This is a genomic window from Bartonella vinsonii subsp. berkhoffii ATCC 51672, assembly GCF_902825225.1.
Classification (GTDB): domain Bacteria; phylum Pseudomonadota; class Alphaproteobacteria; order Rhizobiales; family Rhizobiaceae; genus Bartonella; species Bartonella berkhoffii.
In genome coordinates, this window is record NZ_CADEAK010000005.1 from 89,054 (window position 1) to 107,128 (window position 18,075).

Genomic DNA, 18,075 nt, shown 5'->3' on the forward strand with positions numbered 1-18,075 from the left:
ATGAATGAGAAGCGAAATTATGAGCAGGAATTACGCAATGCGGGTTTAAGAGTAACACGACAAAGGCGTATTATTCTCGATATTTTGACTGATACAAATGACCATCCGAACGCGTTTGAAATTTTTCAGCGCGCTCACAAAATCGATTCGAGTATTTCGCTATCGACTGTTTACCGAACCATGAAAACATTAGAAGGAAATGGTGCAATTCATCGCCATACCTTTAGTGGTGGACCATCGCGTTTTGAACAAGCAGACGGGCATCATCATGATCATCTCATTGATGTGGAAACAGGGCAAGTCATCGAATTTCACTCTGATATCATTGAAAAGCTGCAAGAAGAAATCGCCAAATCCCTTGGTTATGATATTATTCACCATCGTCTTGAACTTTATGGGAAAAAACGTAACTCTTAAAGAGCTAATTTCGTATGTATCATTAAAAAGCACTTCATACAAATGGGATTTTATACAAGTTTATCTAGTTTTCATTGGCAAGAAAGTTTTTCTGCTTTATTACCCTCTTTTAGCTGATGCTATAAAGTAATCAATTACCAATATTATAACAAATTAGGCCAATATTATCATGGTTTCTTTGCCAAAAGATCGTATGACACAGCTTGAAAAGCGCTTTGAAATAATTGAAAGCCAAATGGCCCAAAGCCCAAATGCTGACACATATGTAAAACTAGCTTCTGAATATGCAGAATTACAGCCAATTGTTCATTCTATACGTGCATTAAATGCTCTTTATAGAGAAATTACAGAACTGGAAATTCTCATCAGTGACAAGCTAACAGATATAGAGATGCGTAACCTCGCCCAAGAAGAGATACCATTATTATATCAGAAAATGGAACAATTTGAGCAAGAACTCCAAATTCTTCTTTTGCCTAAAGATGTTGCTGATGAAAAAAGTGCTATTGTTGAAATTCGAGCAGGAACAGGAGGATCAGAAGCAGCGCTTTTTGCTGGTGATCTTTTTCGCATGTATGAACGATATGCTGCTTCTCATAACTGGAAAGTTGAAGTCGTTTCACTTAGTGAGGGAGAAGTTGGTGGATATAAAGAAATTATTGCAACCATTTCAGGAAAAGGTGTCTTTTCTAAATTGAAATTTGAATCAGGTGTTCATCGTGTGCAACGCATCCCTGAAACAGAAACAAGTGGACGTATCCATACATCTGCTGCTACCGTTGCAGTGCTTCCAGAGGCTGAAGAAATTGATATTGAAATTCGTTCGGAAGATCTTCGTATTGATACAATGCGCGCATCTGGGGCAGGAGGACAACACGTCAATACAACCGATTCAGCTGTTCGTATCACACATATTCCAACAGGAATTATGGTTGTACAAGCAGAAAAATCTCAGCACCAAAACCGTGCACGGGCACTGCAAATTTTACGTGCGCGCTTATTCGATATCGAACGACAAAAAGCGGAAAGTGAGCGATCAGCATCCCGTAAAAACCAAGTTGGCTCTGGTGACAGATCAGAACGTATCCGTACCTATAATTTCCCTCAAGGACGAATCACTGATCATCGTATTAATCTCACTTTGTATAAACTTGATCGTATTTTGGAAGGAGATCTCGATGAACTTATTCATGCACTTATATCCGATCACCAAACAGCGCTCCTAGCGGAAATGGATAATCATGAATGAATGATCATTCTCTCCACAATATCATCCGGAAAACTCAAGAAACATTGCGCACTCACGGAATCCCTGAAGCCGATCTTGATGCAAAAATACTTGTTGAATGGATAACAGCTACGAATGCATTTGATAGAATTTCACAACCAGAACTCTGTCTTTCTTTTGAGCAAATCACACAATTAGAACACGTTATACAACGACGGATTGCTGGAGAACCTGTTTATCGTATTATTGGAAAACGGGAATTTTATGGCATATCTTTTGCATTATCCCAAGATACATTAGAACCACGCCCTGATACAGAAACACTCGTGGATCTTGTTTTACCACTTCTGAAAAAACATGGAGAAAACTCAAAAAAAATAACACTCCTTGATATGGGAACAGGCAGTGGTGCCATTGCCATTGCGATTCTCAAACAAATTCCCCAATCCTATGCAACAGCTGTCGATATTTCTGAAGATGCGCTTAAAACAGCCACAAACAACGCAAAAAATGCAGAAGTGATAAACCGCTTTACCCCCCTACTCAGTGATTGGTTTCATTCTGTCACAGATCAATTTGATCTTATTATTTCTAACCCACCTTATATTCCAGAAGCAGATATTCAATACCTTGCAAAGGAAGTGCGTCTTTATGACCCATTGCGCGCTTTGATTGGTGGAAAATATGGTCTTGATTTTTATCGAAAACTTTCTCATGAAGCCGCGAATTACTTAAACGCAAAAGGTTTTATCGCTGTCGAAATTGGTCACTCTCAAGAAAAAGAAGTTTGCAATTTATTTGAACAAAATGGCTTTCAGTGTTTAGAAATGCGTAAAGATCTCAATAACATCCCTCGCGCACTTCTTTTTACACGCAATCCTTAAAACTCCCAATCGTCATCCGTGGTAGCAACCGCCTTGCCAATAACATAAGAAGAGCCGGCTCCTGAAAAAAAATCATGATTTTCGTCAGAGCTTGGTGATAAAGCTGCTAAAATAGCAGGATTAACACGACAAACCTCAGGAGGAAAAAGAACTTCAAAACCTAAATTCATTAAGGCTTTGTTTGCATTATAATGAAGAAAAACTTTAACGTCTTCTGTCAATCCAAGTGCATCATAAAGATCTTCAGTATATTTACATTCAATATTGTAAAGGTCGAAGAGCAAATTAAAAGCAAAATTTTTAATTTCTTGCTTTTTGGCTTCATCAAGTTTTGCAAATCCCAATTGAAATTTATAGCCTATATAATAACCATGGACAGCTTCATCACGAATGATAAGCCGAATGAGGTCCGCTGTATTTGTTAATTTAGCGCGACTTGCCCAATACATAGGTAAATAAAAACCAGAATAAAATAAAAAGCTTTCTAATAAAGTCGAAGCAATTTTTTTCTTGAGTGGATCATTTGCTTCATAACGCTCAAGAACTAGTCTTGCTTTTTTCTGCAAATGAATATTTTCTTCTGACCACCTAAATGCATCATCAACTTCTACTGTCGAACAGAGGGTTGAAAAAATAGAAGAATAAGAACGCGCATGAACGGCTTCCATGAAGGCAATATTCGTCAAAACAGCCTCCTCATGCTCTGTTATCGCATCAGCCAACAGTGAAATGGCTCCTACAGTATTTTGAATGGTATCTAGAAGCGTTAACCCCGTAAAAACACGAATCGTTAACTTGCGTTCTTCCTCCGTCAAACTTGACCATGAAGGAATATCATTAGAAAGTGGAACTTTTTCAGGCAACCAAAAATTTCCAGTTAAGCGATTCCATACTTCAAGATCTTTCTCATCATGTAACCTATTCCAATTGACAGCACAAACAACAGGATTTTTGGTTGTAATCTTTGTCATATGATTAACTCCTATAGACTACATGAAACACAGCTATCCACTTGCGTTCCACTCAACGCCACTTGCCGTAATCGTACATAATAAATACTCTTTATACCTTTTTTCCAAGCATAAATTTGCGCACGATTAATATCACGCGTGGTGGCAGTATCAGGAAAAAATAACGTTAATGAAAGACCTTGATCAACATGCTGTGTAGCAGCAGCATAGGTATCAATAATTTTTTCAGGGCCAATCTCATAAGCATCCTGATAGAAATTCAAATTCGTATTATCCATATAAGGAGCGGGGTAATAAACGCGCCCAATTTTTCCCTCTTTACGAATCTCAATTTTTGAAGCAATCGGATGAATAGAAGATGTCGCATGATTAATATAAGAAATAGAACCCGTGGGAGGAACAGCCTGCAAATTGCGATTATAAAGCCCATATTCAACCACTAAATTCTTGAGTTCCTGCCAATCCCTTTGGTCTGGTATAAAAATATTATTACGCGCAAAAAGCTCGTGTACAATCGCAAATTGCGGCTTCCATTCTTTCTCAAGATATTTTTCAAAAAAACGGCCATCTGCATAAGCCGATTTATCAAACCCCGCAAATACCTGCTGACGTTCGCGTGCAATTAAATTGGAAGCACGTATTGCATGATACGTCACAATATAAAAATAGATATTGGTGAAATCGATCGCTTCTGGAGAGCCATAATAAATTTGTTCGCGCGCTAAAAAACCATGCAAATTCATTTGCCCTAAACCAATCGCATGACTTTCAGCATTGCCTTTCGCAATAGACGGCACACAGGCAATATTGCTCATATCCGAAACAGCCGTAAGAGCACGAACAGCAGATTCCACGGTCTGTCCGAAATCAGGACTTTCCATTGCTTTGGCAATATTCATTGAACCAAGATTACAGGATATATCACTTCCGATAGTGCGATAAGTTAAATCCGTCTCTAATTCACTCGCCTCACTTATCTGCAAAATTTCTGAACATAAATTGCTCATACTAATACGACCTGCAATCGGGTTCGTTCGATTGGCAGTATCCTCAAATAAAATATAAGGATAACCTGATTCAAATTGAATTTCCGCTAATGTCTGGAAAAAAACACGTGCACTTATTTTCTTTTTACGAATCTTTGCATTATCAACAAAAGAGCGATAATGTTCCGTCACAGAAATATCGCTAAAGGGTTTCCCTGTAACACGCTCAATATCATAAGGTGAGAACAGATACATATCCTCATTATTACGTGCAAGTTCAAAAGTAATATCAGGGATTACCACACCAAGCGAAAGAGTTTTAATTCTGACTTTCTCATCAGCGTTCTCGCGCTTTGTATCCAAAAACTTCATAATATCTAAATGATGTGCATGTAAATAAACAGCACCAGCCCCTTGCCGTGCACCAAGTTGATTGGCATAAGAGAAAGAATCTTCTAAAAGTTTCATTACAGGTAATACACCTGAAGATTGATTTTCTATTTGCTTGATTGGTGCCCCTGCCTCCCGCAAATTGGTTAAACAAAGTGCCACACCTCCACCACGTTTTGAAAGCTGTAAAGCAGAATTGACCGAACGGCCTATCGATTCCATATTGTCTTCTACACGCAATAAAAAACACGAAACCAATTCGCCCCGTTGTTTTTTTCCTGCATTCAAAAATGTTGGTGTCGCTGGTTGAAACCGCCCTGTAATAATTTCATCTACAAAAACCTCAGCAAGAGCTTTATTCCCTTGTGCCAAATATAAAGCAACAAGGCAAATACGATCCTCATAACGCTCAAGATAACGCTTCCCATCAAAAGTCTTCAGTGTATAGCTCGTATAATACTTAAATGCACCCAAAAAAGTAGGGAAACGAAACTTAAATGCATAAGCACGTTTAAAAAGTTTTTTGATAAAAGAAAAATCATAAAGCTCAAACAAAGCCTTTTCATAATAACCTTCCTCTATCAAATAGTCTATTTTTTCCTTAAGATTGTGAAAAAAAACCGTGTTTTGATTAACATGCTGAAGAAAATATTGCCGTGCGGCAAGCCGATCCATATCAAATTGGATATGACCATTTTCATCATAAAGATTAAGCATTGCATTCAATGCGTGATAATCCATGATTTGTCCTGATTTCTGCGATTGTTCTATATCGATTGTTTCCAAAATTTTTCCAATCCCTTCTTTACACAAATAACGTCTTCATCAGTTCCACGTAGCTCAAAACGATAAAGGCAAGGTACAAAACATTTTTCAGAAATGAGCTTACTCGCTAAATTATAATAGCGACCAAAATTGCGATTCCCACTACCAATAACACCACGAATTAATTTGCGATTCTCTACCTCATTGAGAAAACGAATAACTGCTTTTGGAACAGCCATTCTCCCTTCACCATCTGCATATGTAGGAACACCTAACACATAAGGCTCATCAACTAACACAGACGGTTTTCTTTTATCAATCTTGAAGAGTCGTTGACCAAGCTGAGAGACAAAATGTTCAGTATTACCCGTTGCACTCGAATAATAAACAATGAGTCCCATTAAACACAAAGACCGCTAATCATATCTGGTCTAAAACCAGACCAATGATTTTCACCACAAACTACGACAGGAACTTGACGATATCCCAGAGATTGAACAAAAATATATGCTTGTTCATCACGGGATATATCCACAACCCGATAATGAATGCCTTTAGCATCAAGGGCACGACGCGTAGCATCACATTGGACGCAAGATGGTTTGCTATAAATAGTGATAGGCATTTTCTTCAACTTTCACAATTTCAAAAAAACCAACCCAAAAAGGGTTAATTTTGGCAATTTTATAGATAACTCAAGAATTTAAAAAAAACAGCAATTGTACACAAACACATAGGACTTAACTTTTGTTCAATAACACATAGCTTCCTGAACATAACGAAAATCCCCATCAAACATTCAAAAAATTATGATGAGAATAAATGATTATTCTACAACTTAAATGGTAAAACCCCTCAGTTATAAAATAATCTTTTGCTTGCATTACAATTCCCTCCTAATGCCTTAAAAAACAAAGCCCCAGCAGCCATTTTTTATAGCTCAGCTTTACTCTTTCACGACAAAAATCAATTACAAAAACGAAAGGAAATTCCCCCGAGAGAGACATGCCCACAGAAACACCACACTCTTCTTGGTCAATAAACTCTTTATAATCACATTATGGAAATAACTTAGACGCCAAACGAAACACTACACCCTCACTTGTGCTTATTTAGAATCACCAATCATTTTGATACTATATATAGTATACACACACTCTGTCTCGTCAAGAAAAATTCAATCATTATTTTGATTTTTCCACGATCTTCCCACTGAAATTTTCCACTCTAAAAACATATGTAATAATATAACATTTTGTTGACAGATGTTATATTATTACATAACTTTCGAAGATCAATAATCAAAGGTGGTATAAATTATGGGGCTGCATTTCGATAGTGCAACATTAGGTTATGGGAGCAGGATAGCTATAAAAAACTTTTCCGCAAAGTTAAAAGCCGGTTCGTTGGTGGCAATAATGGGTGATAACGGTGCCGGAAAATCTACATTGCTGAAAGCCATCGCCGGATTGATTAAACCTCTCAAAGGTAAAATCACAAAACCGAAGAAAAGCCGAATTGCTTACCTTGCCCAGCAATGTGATATAGATCAAACATTTCCAATTGATATAGAAGCACTTATAAAAACGGGATTATGGTCTTTTTGTGGGTTATGGAAAAATCAGCGCCCTTATTACTCTAAAGTTCAGAATGCACTTGAAATGGTTGGGCTCACGACACTTGCATCCCGTTCACTGGATACCCTCTCAAGTGGACAATTACAACGCGCCCTTTTTGCACGTATTATTGTACAAGATGCTGATATTATATTGCTTGATGAACCTTTCAATGGTGTAGATCGTAATACCCAAAAAGACCTTCTCACCTTGATCACACATTGGCAACAACAAGGACGGACAGTTCTTACAGCACTCCATGATCCCCTCATTGTACAAGAATATTTCCCCCAAATGATTCAAATTAACAGACAAAATGCTTTTTATGGAGAAACAGCACAGTTTTTCGATGACACCATTTATCACGTTATATCACCTCTCACATCCAACTCTTTGCGTCTTAGCGCTCTAAAACCACATTTTCCTCTCAATGATTCTTGCTCTGTTAGGTTATAAGACGTGTACGCATTTTTTCTTGCTCCCTTCGTTGATTTTCATTTTATGCAAAGCGCCCTTCTTGGTTCTGTCCTGCTTTCTACCAGTGCTTGTCCTGTTGGTGTATTTTTGATGCTCCGGGGGATGAGTTTAATAGGAGATGCTATATCCCATGCCATTCTTCCTGGTGTTGCTGCTGCTTTTCTCCTTTGTGGCTTCTCGCTCATATTTATGACACTTGGCGGCATCTTAGCTGGCGTTGTCGTTGCTTTAGCAACCACCTTGATTTCACGAAATAGCTTTCAAAAAGAAGACGCATCGATGACTGTCTTTTATCTCATTGCACTTGCAGCAGGCGTCATTCTTGTTTCACTTAAAAATTCAGCGATCGATCTGCTCCATCTCTTATTTGGCTCAGTACTTGCACTTGATACACAAGCCCTTTTGCTCATCACCACTATAATGCTGATCACAATGTGCTGTCTGTGTATTTTCTGGCGCGCATTGGTATTAGAAAGCTTTGATCCCCTCTTTTTTAAATCTCTCTCTCCATTGAGTAAGTATGTTCATATATTACTGCTCGGACTTGTTGTATTGAATTTGGTTGGCGGTTTCCAATCATTGGGAACATTACTTTCTGTCGGCATTATGATGATTCCAGCTATTACAGCGCGTTTTTGGCTTTCCCGTCTATTTCCTATCTGCATACTCTCTGTTCTCTTAGGAATCATCGCGAGCATCTGTGGGCTACTGCTTTCTTTTCACCTATCACTTCCCTCTGGCCCTTCTATCATTATTGCCGCAGGGTTTATGTATCTTCTTGCCTGCTTAGTAAGTCCACGCGGATTTATTATGGCACGATATCATCACCTTTTTTATATGTCTTTCCCCACTTTAAGGAAATAATGTGCCTAAACTTATTCAACAATTCGTGTTACTTGGAACCCTCTTATTGCTTGTCCTTTTTCCATTTTCTGCTTCTGCCCATAATAAGATTAAAGTTGTCGTGAGTTTTTCTATTCTTGCAGATTTGGTAAAAAATGTAGGAGGTGATCATATTTCTATGACCACTCTTATCAGCCCCAATACGAATATCCATACTTATGAACCTACCCCTCATGATGCAAAAATTCTTAGAAATGCCCATATTATTTTCATCAATGGGCTTCATTTAGAAGGTTTCATCAACCGTCTCATCACAGCAAGTGATACAAAAGCACTTCTTGTCGAAGTGAGTGATAACATTTCTCCCCTTGAAATTAAAAATCAAGAACAAAGTACAAAACGACATCACCACCACAGCGATATTGATCCACATGCTTGGCAAACTATCTCTAATGTAGAAATCTATATTAAAAATATCGCTACTGCTCTTTGTAAAATCGATCAACCATCCTGTACAAGCTACAGAAAAAATTCGGAAACCTACATCCAAAAGCTTAAATCAGCACAAGAAACATTTAAAACAAAGATTGCTACGATTCCCAAAGATAAGCGTGTTATTATCACATCGCATGATGCCTTTGGCTATTTTGCTCAAGAATACGGCTTCATTATACTTGCACCCCAAAGTGCTTCAACAGAAACTGAAGCCACAGCAGCTGATGTTGCCAAACTTATTAAACAAATTAAAGCGAATAAAGTAACCGCACTGTTTGTGGAAAACATTTCTAATCCTCGTCTTATAAAACAAATTTCAAAAGAAACAGGTTTGAAAATTGGTGGAACACTCTATTCTGATGCATTATCGGACGAAAATGGACCTGTTGCAACTTATCTCAATATGATGGAACATAATGTAAATACCATTATCGATGCGATCACAAAACATTAAGATAAAGCCATAAAAGAGCAGAAAAATGAGTAAAATCATAGTTTTTGGAATGTATACAATGTTACCAATCATGCTCAATCAATATTCGACACTCAAATAATTTATGAATAGGAAATTATACCAAAGAGATGATCAAATAAACGAGATTATGGATGATTTTGTTGCTCTGTTGTACTTATAATGAAGTCAGAAAAACGTAAACAATTCAACATTCTATAGCAGTATTCATGGCAAATAATTGAAATGATACGATCATAAAGTGTTTTTTATTTTCGTTTCTTAAGTCTTGATTTTAAAAATTTATGAATTATCCATCAAACAAGCGTTAGAAAAAAATAGCGTAATGATACATTCTATTTTAAAATTATTTTTACCCCTCAAACTAACGTCACCTGCATGAATCATTTCTCCATTTTTAGTCCTATAGAAACTCTTCATAAATCAAGCTTCAAACCACTTTGATTATAGACCAAGGATACTGGTAACACCCAAAAATGATTTCCTTCATTCTAAGAGTCAAAACGCTAAGCAGCTTTTAAAACATAAACCCAAAGGATAATTTTGTGAACCCTTTAAGGAGTGTAAGAAAGCAATAACTTCTCAATAAATGAAAAATCTGCTTTAGGAGGTATTCATACAATTGGAACACAAACAAATTCTTCAAAATTATCGTGCCCGAAATATAAGGTCAAGAATACAAAAACTAAAACGCTCTCTTGAAAAAAGTAAATTCAAATACTGCAATAGCTATAACTGAATGACATTTATTGTCTGTATCTTTCACTCTTCTCTTCTGTTTTGCTCATTGGAAACATTTTGTTTTTTATCATATGTTTACAAGATAGATCCTGTTAACTGAGGAGAACTGTCACAAAGGATATATGCAGATCTCAACAAATTCGTTTGACCTTTTGATGGTTCCTGTTTAAATGAATCAACATATTTCTGAAATAAAATTGTCGTGGCGTGTTCATGTATAATACTATAAATCTAGGTGCAACCTGTGTTCCATCACTTCAGAAAGGGGGAACCATGAGTCGTTTTTATCTTTCTATAGCAGCATTTGCAGTTGCTATCGGCATAACAACAGCGAGTTTTGCGCAAACAAAAATTAGCTTTTGGCATTCTATGAGCGGTGAGTTAGGAAAAGAAACGGAGCGTCTCATTAATAACTTTAATGCCAGTCAGTCTGATTACAAAGTTGTTCCTTCATTTCGTGGTGAATATGAAGAAGGTATGGTTGCGCTCATTTCAGCATTTCGTGGCAAGCAACAACCGGTTCTTGCCCAAATCTATGAAATTGGTACTGGAACTATGATGGCTGCCAAAGGCGCCGTTTATCCGATTTATCAACTTATGGCTGATACAAAACAAGAATTCGATCCTACTGATTATTTGCCTGCCATCAGTGGTTATTATTCTGATGTTCAGGGACAAATGCTTTCTATGCCCTTCAACGCCTCAACACCAATCCTCTATTATAATAAAGATATTTTTAAAAAAGCAGGACTTGATCCAGAACAACCGCCTAAAACATGGAAAGACATAGAAAATTTCTCCAAAAAAATTCTTGACACTAAAGCAGCAAGTTGTGGCTTTACAATGTCTTATGCATCTCAATGGATTGGTATAGAAAATTTTTCAGCCTTGCATAATGTACCTTTTGGAACAAAAGAGAATGGTTTTAATGGGCTTGATACAGAACTCACCTTTAATGGTCCTCTCCAAGTGCGTATGTGGACCGATCTTAAAAAATGGTCTGATCAAGGCATTTTTCGCTACGGAGGTCCAGCTGGAGCATTAGACGCAACGCCAATGTTTATGACGCAAAATTGCGCAATTTTTATGCAATCTTCAGGGTCTCGTGCAGGAATCCTTTCCGAAGCGCAATTCAATGTTGGATTTGGTCAACTCCCTTATTATGATGATGTAGAAGGCGCTCCGCAAAATTCAATTATTGGGGGAGCTTCTATTTGGGTTCTGAGAGGTCATACCCCTGAAGAATATGCTGGTGCAGCCGCTTTCCTTAAGTATCTCTCGAGAGCAGATAATCAAGCTAAGTGGCACCAAATAACAGGTTATCTTCCCACAACAAAGGCTGCTTATGAATTAAGCAAAAAACAGCATTATTACGATAAAAATGCTGGTGCGGATATTGCTATTAAACAGATCACTCTCAACCCACCAACGGCTAACTCAAAGGGTATAAGATTTGGTAATTTACCACAAATTCGTTCTATTCTTGATCAAGAATTAGAAGCTGTTCTTAGCGGATCCAAAACACCAAAAGATGGGTTAGATGCAACCGTTGAACGTGGTAATAAACTTTTACGTGAATTTGAAAAAGCCAATCGTTAAGGTTTTATTATTATTAAATATCAAAATTTCAACCAAACAGTTAAGTCCTTTTAGTTCTTTTTTGTTCGCCTTTCTAAAGTCTCTGTATTTAAAGAGCCAAACGAATGCAAGAAAAACACGCATATTTCAAAAATAGTCTACTCTCTTATGGGCTGCTTTTTCCTCAGCTCCTTGTGACTTTTTTGTTTTTCTTTTGGCCTGCTGCGCAAGCAATGAAATCCTCTTTCGAGCGTGAAGATCCCTTTGGATTTACAACAGCTTTTATTGGTTTTGAAAATTATGTAACAATTCTCTCTGACCCTGCTTATTTGAAATCACTTCTCACAACTGCAGTCTTTTCTATTTCCGTCACTGTCGTTTCAATGTCGATATCACTTCTTTTAGCCGTCTGTGTTGATCGCGTCATCCGTGCAAAAAAGGCCTACACAACACTTTTGCTTTGGCCTTATGCTGTTGCTCCAGTATTGGCGGGTATTTTATGGTTATTTATTTTTCATCCAACCATTGGAGTTATCCCGTTTCTTTTGGAGAAAATAGGTATTATATGGAATTATCGTATTAATGGCATTCAAGCAATGATCCTTATCGTGATTGCAGCCAGTTGGAAACAGATCTCCTATAATTTTCTCTTTTTTCTTGCCGGACTCCAATCTGTTCCACGTTCCCAAATAGAAGCAGCAGCGATTGATGGTGCTGACCCTTTTAAACGATTTTGGACCGTGGTTTTTCCGCAGATTTCACCGACTACATTTTTTCTTCTCATCGTCAATATTCATTATGTTATGTTTGATACATTCGGTATTATTGATAATATCACCTCTGGAGGTCCTGCGCGGGCAACAAGCACTCTTGTTTACAAAGTGTATGACGATGGTTTTAAAAATCAAACAATCGGTGCATCAGCAGCACAATCAACAATGTTGATGTTGATGGTTATTGTTTTAACGTTTATTCAGTTTCGCTGGATTGAACGTCGCGTACAATATTAGGAAGCGAATTATGGTTGAAAATCGCCCTATTTTAAAATTTCTAACCCATCTCGTTCTTATTGTTGGTATTATTATTATTTGTTTTCCAGTTTATGTTGCTGTCATTGCATCAACCCATAGCTCAGCAGCGTTTAGTTCCGGAACACTTCCTCTTTTACCGGGAAAATATGCCCTAGAAAACTATAAAACAATCTTTGGTGATGGGCTTATGCAGCGCGGACTTCCTAATCTCTGGCCACTTTTAATGAATTCACTCATTATGGCGCTTGGTATTAGTATTGGAAAAATTATTATTTCTCTCTTCTCTGCTTATGCAATTGTTTATATGCGTTTCCCTTTCCGAAAAACTGCTTTTGCCCTCATCTTTATCACTCTGATGCTCCCCGTTGAAGTTCGTATTATTCCAACATATGCAATCGTTGCGCAATTAGGTATGATAAACACCTATAGTGGAATGATTATTCCACTCATTGCATCTGCAACTGCTACATTTTTATTTCGCCAGTTTTTTTTAACTGTCCCTGATGAACTCTTAGAAGCTGCTCGTGTTGATGGTGCAGGACCATTTAAATTTTTTAAAGATATTCTTCTCCCTCTCAGCAAAAGCAATATCGCCGCTTTATTTATCATTATGTTTATTTATGGATGGATACAGTATCTCTGGCCTCTTATCGTTACAACTGATCAGAATCATCAAACTATCCTTATTATTCTAAAACAACTGATCGTAGAATCACTTCAACATGATCCTCAATGGAATATCCTCATGGCAGTATCGGTCGTTGCCATGGTGCCGCCTGTCCTTGTCGTCATCTGCATGCAACGGCTTTTTATCAAAGGTCTTATTGAAACGGAGAAATAATTGTGGCCATAATCCGGTTATCAAATATAAAAAAATACTATGAAAACGGCATTCTGGTCATTGACGATTTAAACTTAACTGTTGCCGATAGTGAGCTTCTTGTCCTTGTTGGTCCTTCAGGATGTGGAAAATCAACTCTGTTACGCATCATTGCAGGACTTGAGCAAGTTACTTCAGGTGAACTCTTTATTGATAACGAGTGTATCAATGGGCGTGAGCCAGCCGATCGTGATATTGCTATGGTTTTTCAAAATTATGCGCTTTATCCCCATATGACAGTTCGTGGAAACTTAGAATATGGTCTTAAAAATCGTAAAACACCTAAAGATGAAATTAATAGACGTATCACACACGCTGCAAAACTTTTGCAAATAGAGCCATTTCTTGATCGTAAACCACGACAATTATCAGGAGGACAAAGACAGCGTGTTGCAATGGGGCGTGTGATTGTTCGTCAACCACGTGTCTTTCTCTTTGATGAACCTCTCTCAAATCTTGATGCGAAATTGCGTGCACAAATGTGTATTGAGATTAAAACACTTCAACGTTCATTGGGGACAACGAGCCTCTATGTTACCCATGATCAATTAGAAGCGATGACACTGGCCGATAGAATCGTTGTCATGAATAAAGGAGCTATCGAGCAAATTGGAACGCCAATGGAGATTTACGACTGTCCAGCAACAACATTTGTTGCTGATTTTATTGGTTCCCCTCCCATGAACTTTCTTGATCGCCACATCTTAGAACAGCACTTAGGTCATTCATTATCTTATAGTAAAGAAACTGATCTTTTGGCTTTCAGACCAGAAATAATTTTGCTGGGAGAATATCCGGATAAAGGACCTGTCTTTCATACACAAATTGAACTTATCAAGCCTGTCGGAACAGGATGCCATGTTGTAACGCGGTGGAATGGTAACATTTTTACCACTGAAATAAAAGAGCGTCTCACAAATGACTATGGTCACAAGCTAAGCTTTACTGTTGCGTATCAAAACTTTCATACTTTTAATAAAACCACTGGAAAACGCACAAAGGATCAGTAAATCGAATGAGAGCTTTGATCTTATGCCGATTCAGGGGCTTGTTTTAAAGAGACATCTCTCAGTTCTCCTAAACCCGTTTCGCGACGCCGCCCGTGAATGGTATATCGGTAAATCTATTGAGAACCGCTATTTTTACGCTTATGACGGTGCAAACTGGCACCATCATTATATTTGCCAGCCCCCAATGTTGCAACAACCCTTGCATTAAAACGATTCATAAGAGACATTTTTACTCCTTTCTTTAGAGTTTTTTATCCACATGCTAATTCCACCGGAGATGTGCAAGGAGATGATTTTGATTGTTTCAAAATAAACAAGTTTAAAATGAGAGAATCTTAGGATATTCGGTGCTCTCATTCAACATGCAAAACAATCAATTATTTTTATAAATCAATTTGTTGTCCTTATAAGCCACATTCGATAAATATTGCTGCTCTTCTCTTAGCTTCCTTTTGTTAGGAAGAAGAGCCCTTTTGTATTATAGAGATATCGTTTGATCGAAGATTTTGTATTCAGTGGAAAGAAGTGAAATGAAGTAGAAATACGCGATCATTTGTTGCTTTTATCCATGTTTTATCATTCAATGAGTGTTCTATTAAAATGGATTTTCATACCCAAAAATCGAAAAACTTATAAAAATTGCTAAAATAAGAAATAACTTTAAAAGGTCTTTACCCTTAAAAAATAGATTGGTACAAAACTTCATTACAAAATTACAAAACTCAGTGACACGCAATAAAAGGTATGCCTTTTATCGTTGTGTACGCAATTGTAAAGCCAGATCGGGTTGATCTGTTGTAATATAATGTACAGGCATATCAAGCCAATGTGATAAACGAGTCTTCCCATTGATTGTCCATACCCCCACAGTAAAACCAACGTCAAGCGCAGCTTCAATAAAATCCCGTGAGACAATGGAACCATCTAAACTTAAATCAGAATATCCCCTTTTTTTCCACTCAGAAAAATGACGGTACATATCACCTTCAAAACTCTCAATACATGGACCAGATATGATTCCTGCTTCAATAAAAGGATAAAGGCTCGCAGGATCGAAACTGATTGCAGAAACCCGTTCTGCTAAATTTCGACTTTTTATCAACGCAAGCGCTTTTTGGGATAAAATCGTTTCACGCTCAATTTCACCACATGTTTTGATTTCAAGATGTAATGCAACATTGGTTGGTACTAAAAGATCAAGCAGCTCTTCTAATAAAGGAGGAGCTTCGCTACTTCCTTTTATGCGGAGTTGTTTGCGTGTTTCATTATTAATATCATGAATATATCCTGTCTTGCCAACCAATTGTTCTAGACGAAAATCATGAAATACCACCACTTCACCACTTTTAAGCAGATGAACATCACATTCAATCTCATCAACTCCCAATGCAATCGCATGACGAAATGCTGAAAGCGTATTTTCAGGATAAAGATGGGCTCCACCACGATGTGCAACAATTTTTTTCTCAGACATACAAAACTTCACACTTCTTACTTTTAAACAACACTGGTTTCACTTTTAAACACTATTGGCTTATATAAAATCAGATCATAATTTCTAAAAATCATACTAAACAATCATTTAAAAAACTTTCTTCTCCTGCATATTTGCTCGAAGATCAAATTTTAAACAATCCTCTCTAGGTTTGAACTTTACTTCAATCATTCCCATTCAATCGTACCAGGAGGTTTTGAAGTTACATCATATACAACACGATTAATCCCCCTCACTTCATTAATGATGCGTGCTGCTGTTTTGCTTAAAAACTCCATATTATAGGGATAAAAGTCAGCGGTCATTCCGTCTACAGATGTGACCGCACGAAGAGCACAAACAAATTCATAAGTGCGCCCATCGCCCATCACACCAACAGTCTGAACAGGAAGAAGAACGGCAAAAGCCTGCCAAATTTCATCATAAAGACCAGCTTTACGGATTTCATCAAGGTAAATAGCATCCGCCTCACGTAAAATTTCTAATTTTTCACGTGTCACTGCCCCTGGACACCGAATTGCAAGACCGGGACCTGGAAAAGGATGACGGCCAATAAACTGCTCAGGTAATCCTAATTCTCGCCCTAGCAAGCGAACCTCATCCTTAAAGAGTTCACGCAACGGCTCTACAAGTTTCATATTCATCCGTTCCGGTAATCCCCCTACATTATGGTGACTTTTAATTGTTACCGATTCGCCAATCGCTGAAACACTCTCAATAACATCTGGATAAAGGGTGCCCTGTGCTAAAAATTCTGCGCCTCCGATCTTTTTGGTCTCCTCTTCAAAAACTTCAATAAAAAGGCAACCAATCGTTTTACGCTTTTTCTCTGGATCTGTTTCTCCTTCTAGAGCATCGATAAACATATTGGCGGCATTCACATGAATAAGCTCTATATTGTAGTGATCTCGGAACAATGTAAGGACTTCTTCAGCCTCATTTTTACGCATCAACCCATGGTCTACTAAAATACATGTTAGTTGATCTCCTATTGCTTCATGAAGGAGCACCGCTACAACGGATGAGTCCACACCACCTGAAAGACCACAGATTACACGGTTTTTTCCTACTTTTTGACGTATCGTAGTAATTGCTTGCTCACGATAAGAAGCCATTGACCAATCACCTTTAAGAGCAGAAATTTTAAAAATAAAATTTTGCAAAAGCTTTGTGCCATCTGGTGTATGAATAACTTCAGGATGAAATTGCACTGCGTAAAGACGTCTTTTTTCATCGGCAATAGCAGCATAGGGAGCACCCTTTGAGGTGCCTATTACACAAAAACCTTCTGGTAAAACCGTCACACGGTCACCATGACTCATCCATACTTGATAAGACGAGCCTTTTTCCCACACACCATCAAAAAGTGCATTCTCTTCTTGCACCTCTAAAAAAGCGCGCCCAAATTCACGCTCATATCCAGCTTCAACCTTTCCCCCAAGTTGAACACACATGACTTGTTCACCATAACAAATACCAAGTACTGGAACACCAATTTCAAAAACTTCCATCGGAGCACGCGGCGAACCATCATCAATAACGGAATGAGGACTCCCTGATAAAATAACAGCTTTAGGACTTGTCCGCTTGATGCCTTCTAAAGCCAATTGAAAAGGAACAATTTCACAATAGATACCCATTGCTCGTACCCGCCGCGCGATAAGCTGTGTAACTTGTGAACCAAAATCAATGATAAGAACGGTGTCTGGATGTGAGATGTTCATAGAAAACCAATCAATAATTGTAAAAAAAAAGAACCAATATGATTTATTATTCAATCTTTCCCTTTTCACAAG

At 37.8% G+C, this 18,075-nt stretch carries 16 protein-coding genes and 1 pseudogene; 10 read left to right on the forward strand and 7 right to left on the reverse strand.

What is annotated here, in order from left to right; translation table 11 throughout:
• The 3 genes from J7R10_RS03940 to prmC all read left to right on the forward strand — a co-directional run bounded on the left by J7R10_RS03940 (position 1) and on the right by prmC (position 2,529).
• Complete coding sequence (locus J7R10_RS03940; protein ID WP_010704674.1) at positions 1-417, forward strand: Fur family transcriptional regulator; 417 nt, start codon at positions 1-3, stop codon at positions 415-417.
• Between the two features lie 169 nt (positions 418-586).
• The gene (gene prfA, locus J7R10_RS03945; protein ID WP_010704673.1) at positions 587-1,666 is read left to right on the forward strand and encodes a peptide chain release factor 1; all 1,080 of its coding nucleotides are present in this window, start codon (positions 587-589) and stop codon (positions 1,664-1,666) included.
• The gene (gene prmC, locus J7R10_RS03950) at positions 1,663-2,529 is read left to right on the forward strand and encodes a peptide chain release factor N(5)-glutamine methyltransferase (protein WP_010704672.1); all 867 of its coding nucleotides are present in this window, start codon (positions 1,663-1,665) and stop codon (positions 2,527-2,529) included. The genes prfA and prmC overlap by 4 nt, the downstream gene beginning before the upstream one ends.
• On the opposite strand, the gene nrdF is transcribed toward prmC, so the two are convergent.
• The 4 genes from nrdF to nrdH are packed head-to-tail and all read right to left on the reverse strand — an operon-like array spanning position 2,526 to position 6,266.
• The gene (gene nrdF, locus J7R10_RS03955; RefSeq protein WP_010704671.1) at positions 2,526-3,500 is read right to left on the reverse strand and encodes a class 1b ribonucleoside-diphosphate reductase subunit beta; all 975 of its coding nucleotides are present in this window, start codon (positions 3,498-3,500) and stop codon (positions 2,526-2,528) included. The genes prmC and nrdF overlap by 4 nt on opposite strands.
• Positions 3,501-3,511: 11 nt before the next feature.
• Positions 3,512-5,662 carry a class 1b ribonucleoside-diphosphate reductase subunit alpha gene (gene nrdE, locus J7R10_RS03960; RefSeq protein WP_026501313.1) on the reverse strand — a complete coding sequence of 717 codons (2,151 nt, stop codon included), beginning with the start codon at positions 5,660-5,662 and terminating at the stop codon, positions 3,512-3,514.
• Positions 5,644-6,042, reverse strand: a complete 399-nt coding sequence (gene nrdI, locus J7R10_RS03965; protein WP_010704669.1) for a class Ib ribonucleoside-diphosphate reductase assembly flavoprotein NrdI — start codon at positions 6,040-6,042, stop codon at positions 5,644-5,646. The genes nrdE and nrdI overlap by 19 nt, the downstream gene beginning before the upstream one ends.
• Positions 6,042-6,266 carry a glutaredoxin-like protein NrdH gene (gene nrdH, locus J7R10_RS03970; RefSeq protein ID WP_004862118.1) on the reverse strand — a complete coding sequence of 75 codons (225 nt, stop codon included), beginning with the start codon at positions 6,264-6,266 and terminating at the stop codon, positions 6,042-6,044. The genes nrdI and nrdH overlap by 1 nt, the downstream gene beginning before the upstream one ends.
• Positions 6,267-6,960: 694 nt before the next feature.
• Between nrdH and J7R10_RS03975 the strand changes: the two genes are divergently transcribed.
• The 7 genes from J7R10_RS03975 to J7R10_RS04005 all read left to right on the forward strand — a co-directional run bounded on the left by J7R10_RS03975 (position 6,961) and on the right by J7R10_RS04005 (position 14,784).
• On the forward strand, positions 6,961-7,713 hold the full coding sequence (locus tag J7R10_RS03975) for an ABC transporter ATP-binding protein (protein ID WP_010704668.1): 753 nt from the start codon (positions 6,961-6,963) through the stop codon (positions 7,711-7,713).
• Between the two features lie 3 nt (positions 7,714-7,716).
• Positions 7,717-8,598: a metal ABC transporter permease gene (locus J7R10_RS03980; protein ID WP_010704667.1), complete on the forward strand. Its 882-nt coding sequence runs from the start codon at positions 7,717-7,719 to the stop codon at positions 8,596-8,598.
• A gap of 1 nt (position 8,599) precedes the next feature.
• Positions 8,600-9,526, forward strand: a complete 927-nt coding sequence (locus J7R10_RS03985; RefSeq protein WP_010704666.1) for a metal ABC transporter solute-binding protein, Zn/Mn family — start codon at positions 8,600-8,602, stop codon at positions 9,524-9,526.
• A 1,032-nt stretch (positions 9,527-10,558) separates the two neighbouring features.
• Positions 10,559-11,884 (forward strand): sn-glycerol-3-phosphate ABC transporter substrate-binding protein UgpB, encoded by a 1,326-nt coding sequence (gene ugpB, locus J7R10_RS03990; protein WP_010704665.1) that lies wholly within the window; start codon positions 10,559-10,561, stop codon positions 11,882-11,884.
• A gap of 104 nt (positions 11,885-11,988) precedes the next feature.
• The gene (ugpA, locus tag J7R10_RS03995; protein WP_010704664.1) at positions 11,989-12,873 is read left to right on the forward strand and encodes a sn-glycerol-3-phosphate ABC transporter permease UgpA; all 885 of its coding nucleotides are present in this window, start codon (positions 11,989-11,991) and stop codon (positions 12,871-12,873) included.
• A 10-nt stretch (positions 12,874-12,883) separates the two neighbouring features.
• Positions 12,884-13,735 (forward strand): sn-glycerol-3-phosphate ABC transporter permease UgpE, encoded by an 852-nt coding sequence (gene ugpE, locus J7R10_RS04000; RefSeq protein WP_010704663.1) that lies wholly within the window; start codon positions 12,884-12,886, stop codon positions 13,733-13,735.
• 2 nt (positions 13,736-13,737) lie between these two features.
• Positions 13,738-14,784, forward strand: coding sequence for a sn-glycerol-3-phosphate import ATP-binding protein UgpC (locus J7R10_RS04005; protein WP_010704662.1), 1,047 nt, complete (start codon positions 13,738-13,740; stop codon positions 14,782-14,784).
• Positions 14,785-14,807: 23 nt separating this feature from the next.
• On the opposite strand, the pseudogene J7R10_RS04010 reads toward J7R10_RS04005, so the two are convergent.
• The 3 genes and pseudogenes from J7R10_RS04010 to guaA form a co-directional block, all read right to left on the reverse strand.
• A pseudogene (locus J7R10_RS04010) lies at positions 14,808-15,011 on the reverse strand (integrase); the annotation flags it as partial.
• A gap of 524 nt (positions 15,012-15,535) precedes the next feature.
• Positions 15,536-16,258 (reverse strand): glycerophosphodiester phosphodiesterase, encoded by a 723-nt coding sequence (locus J7R10_RS04015; RefSeq protein WP_010704661.1) that lies wholly within the window; start codon positions 16,256-16,258, stop codon positions 15,536-15,538.
• Between the two features lie 188 nt (positions 16,259-16,446).
• Positions 16,447-18,003, reverse strand: coding sequence for a glutamine-hydrolyzing GMP synthase (gene guaA / locus J7R10_RS04020; RefSeq protein ID WP_010704660.1), 1,557 nt, complete (start codon positions 18,001-18,003; stop codon positions 16,447-16,449).
• Between the last annotated feature and the right edge of the window lie 72 nt (positions 18,004-18,075).

What these genes read in the sequence shown, in the direction of transcription:
- J7R10_RS03940 (WP_010704674.1), top strand. Translation starts at nt 1, where the DNA reads ATGAATGAGAAGCGAAATTATGAGCAGGAATTACGCAATGCGGGTTTA.
- prfA (WP_010704673.1), top strand. Translation starts at nt 587, where the DNA reads ATGGTTTCTTTGCCAAAAGATCGTATGACACAGCTTGAAAAGCGCTTT.
- prmC (WP_010704672.1), top strand. Translation starts at nt 1,663, where the DNA reads ATGAATGATCATTCTCTCCACAATATCATCCGGAAAACTCAAGAAACA.
- nrdF (WP_010704671.1), bottom strand. Translation starts at nt 3,500, where the DNA reads ATGACAAAGATTACAACCAAAAATCCTGTTGTTTGTGCTGTCAATTGG.
- nrdI (WP_010704669.1), bottom strand. Translation starts at nt 6,042, where the DNA reads ATGGGACTCATTGTTTATTATTCGAGTGCAACGGGTAATACTGAACAT.
- nrdH (WP_004862118.1), bottom strand. Translation starts at nt 6,266, where the DNA reads ATGCCTATCACTATTTATAGCAAACCATCTTGCGTCCAATGTGATGCT.
- J7R10_RS03975 (WP_010704668.1), top strand. Translation starts at nt 6,961, where the DNA reads ATGGGGCTGCATTTCGATAGTGCAACATTAGGTTATGGGAGCAGGATA.
- ugpB (WP_010704665.1), top strand. Translation starts at nt 10,559, where the DNA reads ATGAGTCGTTTTTATCTTTCTATAGCAGCATTTGCAGTTGCTATCGGC.
- ugpA (WP_010704664.1), top strand. Translation starts at nt 11,989, where the DNA reads ATGCAAGAAAAACACGCATATTTCAAAAATAGTCTACTCTCTTATGGG.
- ugpE (WP_010704663.1), top strand. Translation starts at nt 12,884, where the DNA reads ATGGTTGAAAATCGCCCTATTTTAAAATTTCTAACCCATCTCGTTCTT.
- J7R10_RS04015 (WP_010704661.1), bottom strand. Translation starts at nt 16,258, where the DNA reads ATGTCTGAGAAAAAAATTGTTGCACATCGTGGTGGAGCCCATCTTTAT.
- guaA (WP_010704660.1), bottom strand. Translation starts at nt 18,003, where the DNA reads ATGAACATCTCACATCCAGACACCGTTCTTATCATTGATTTTGGTTCA.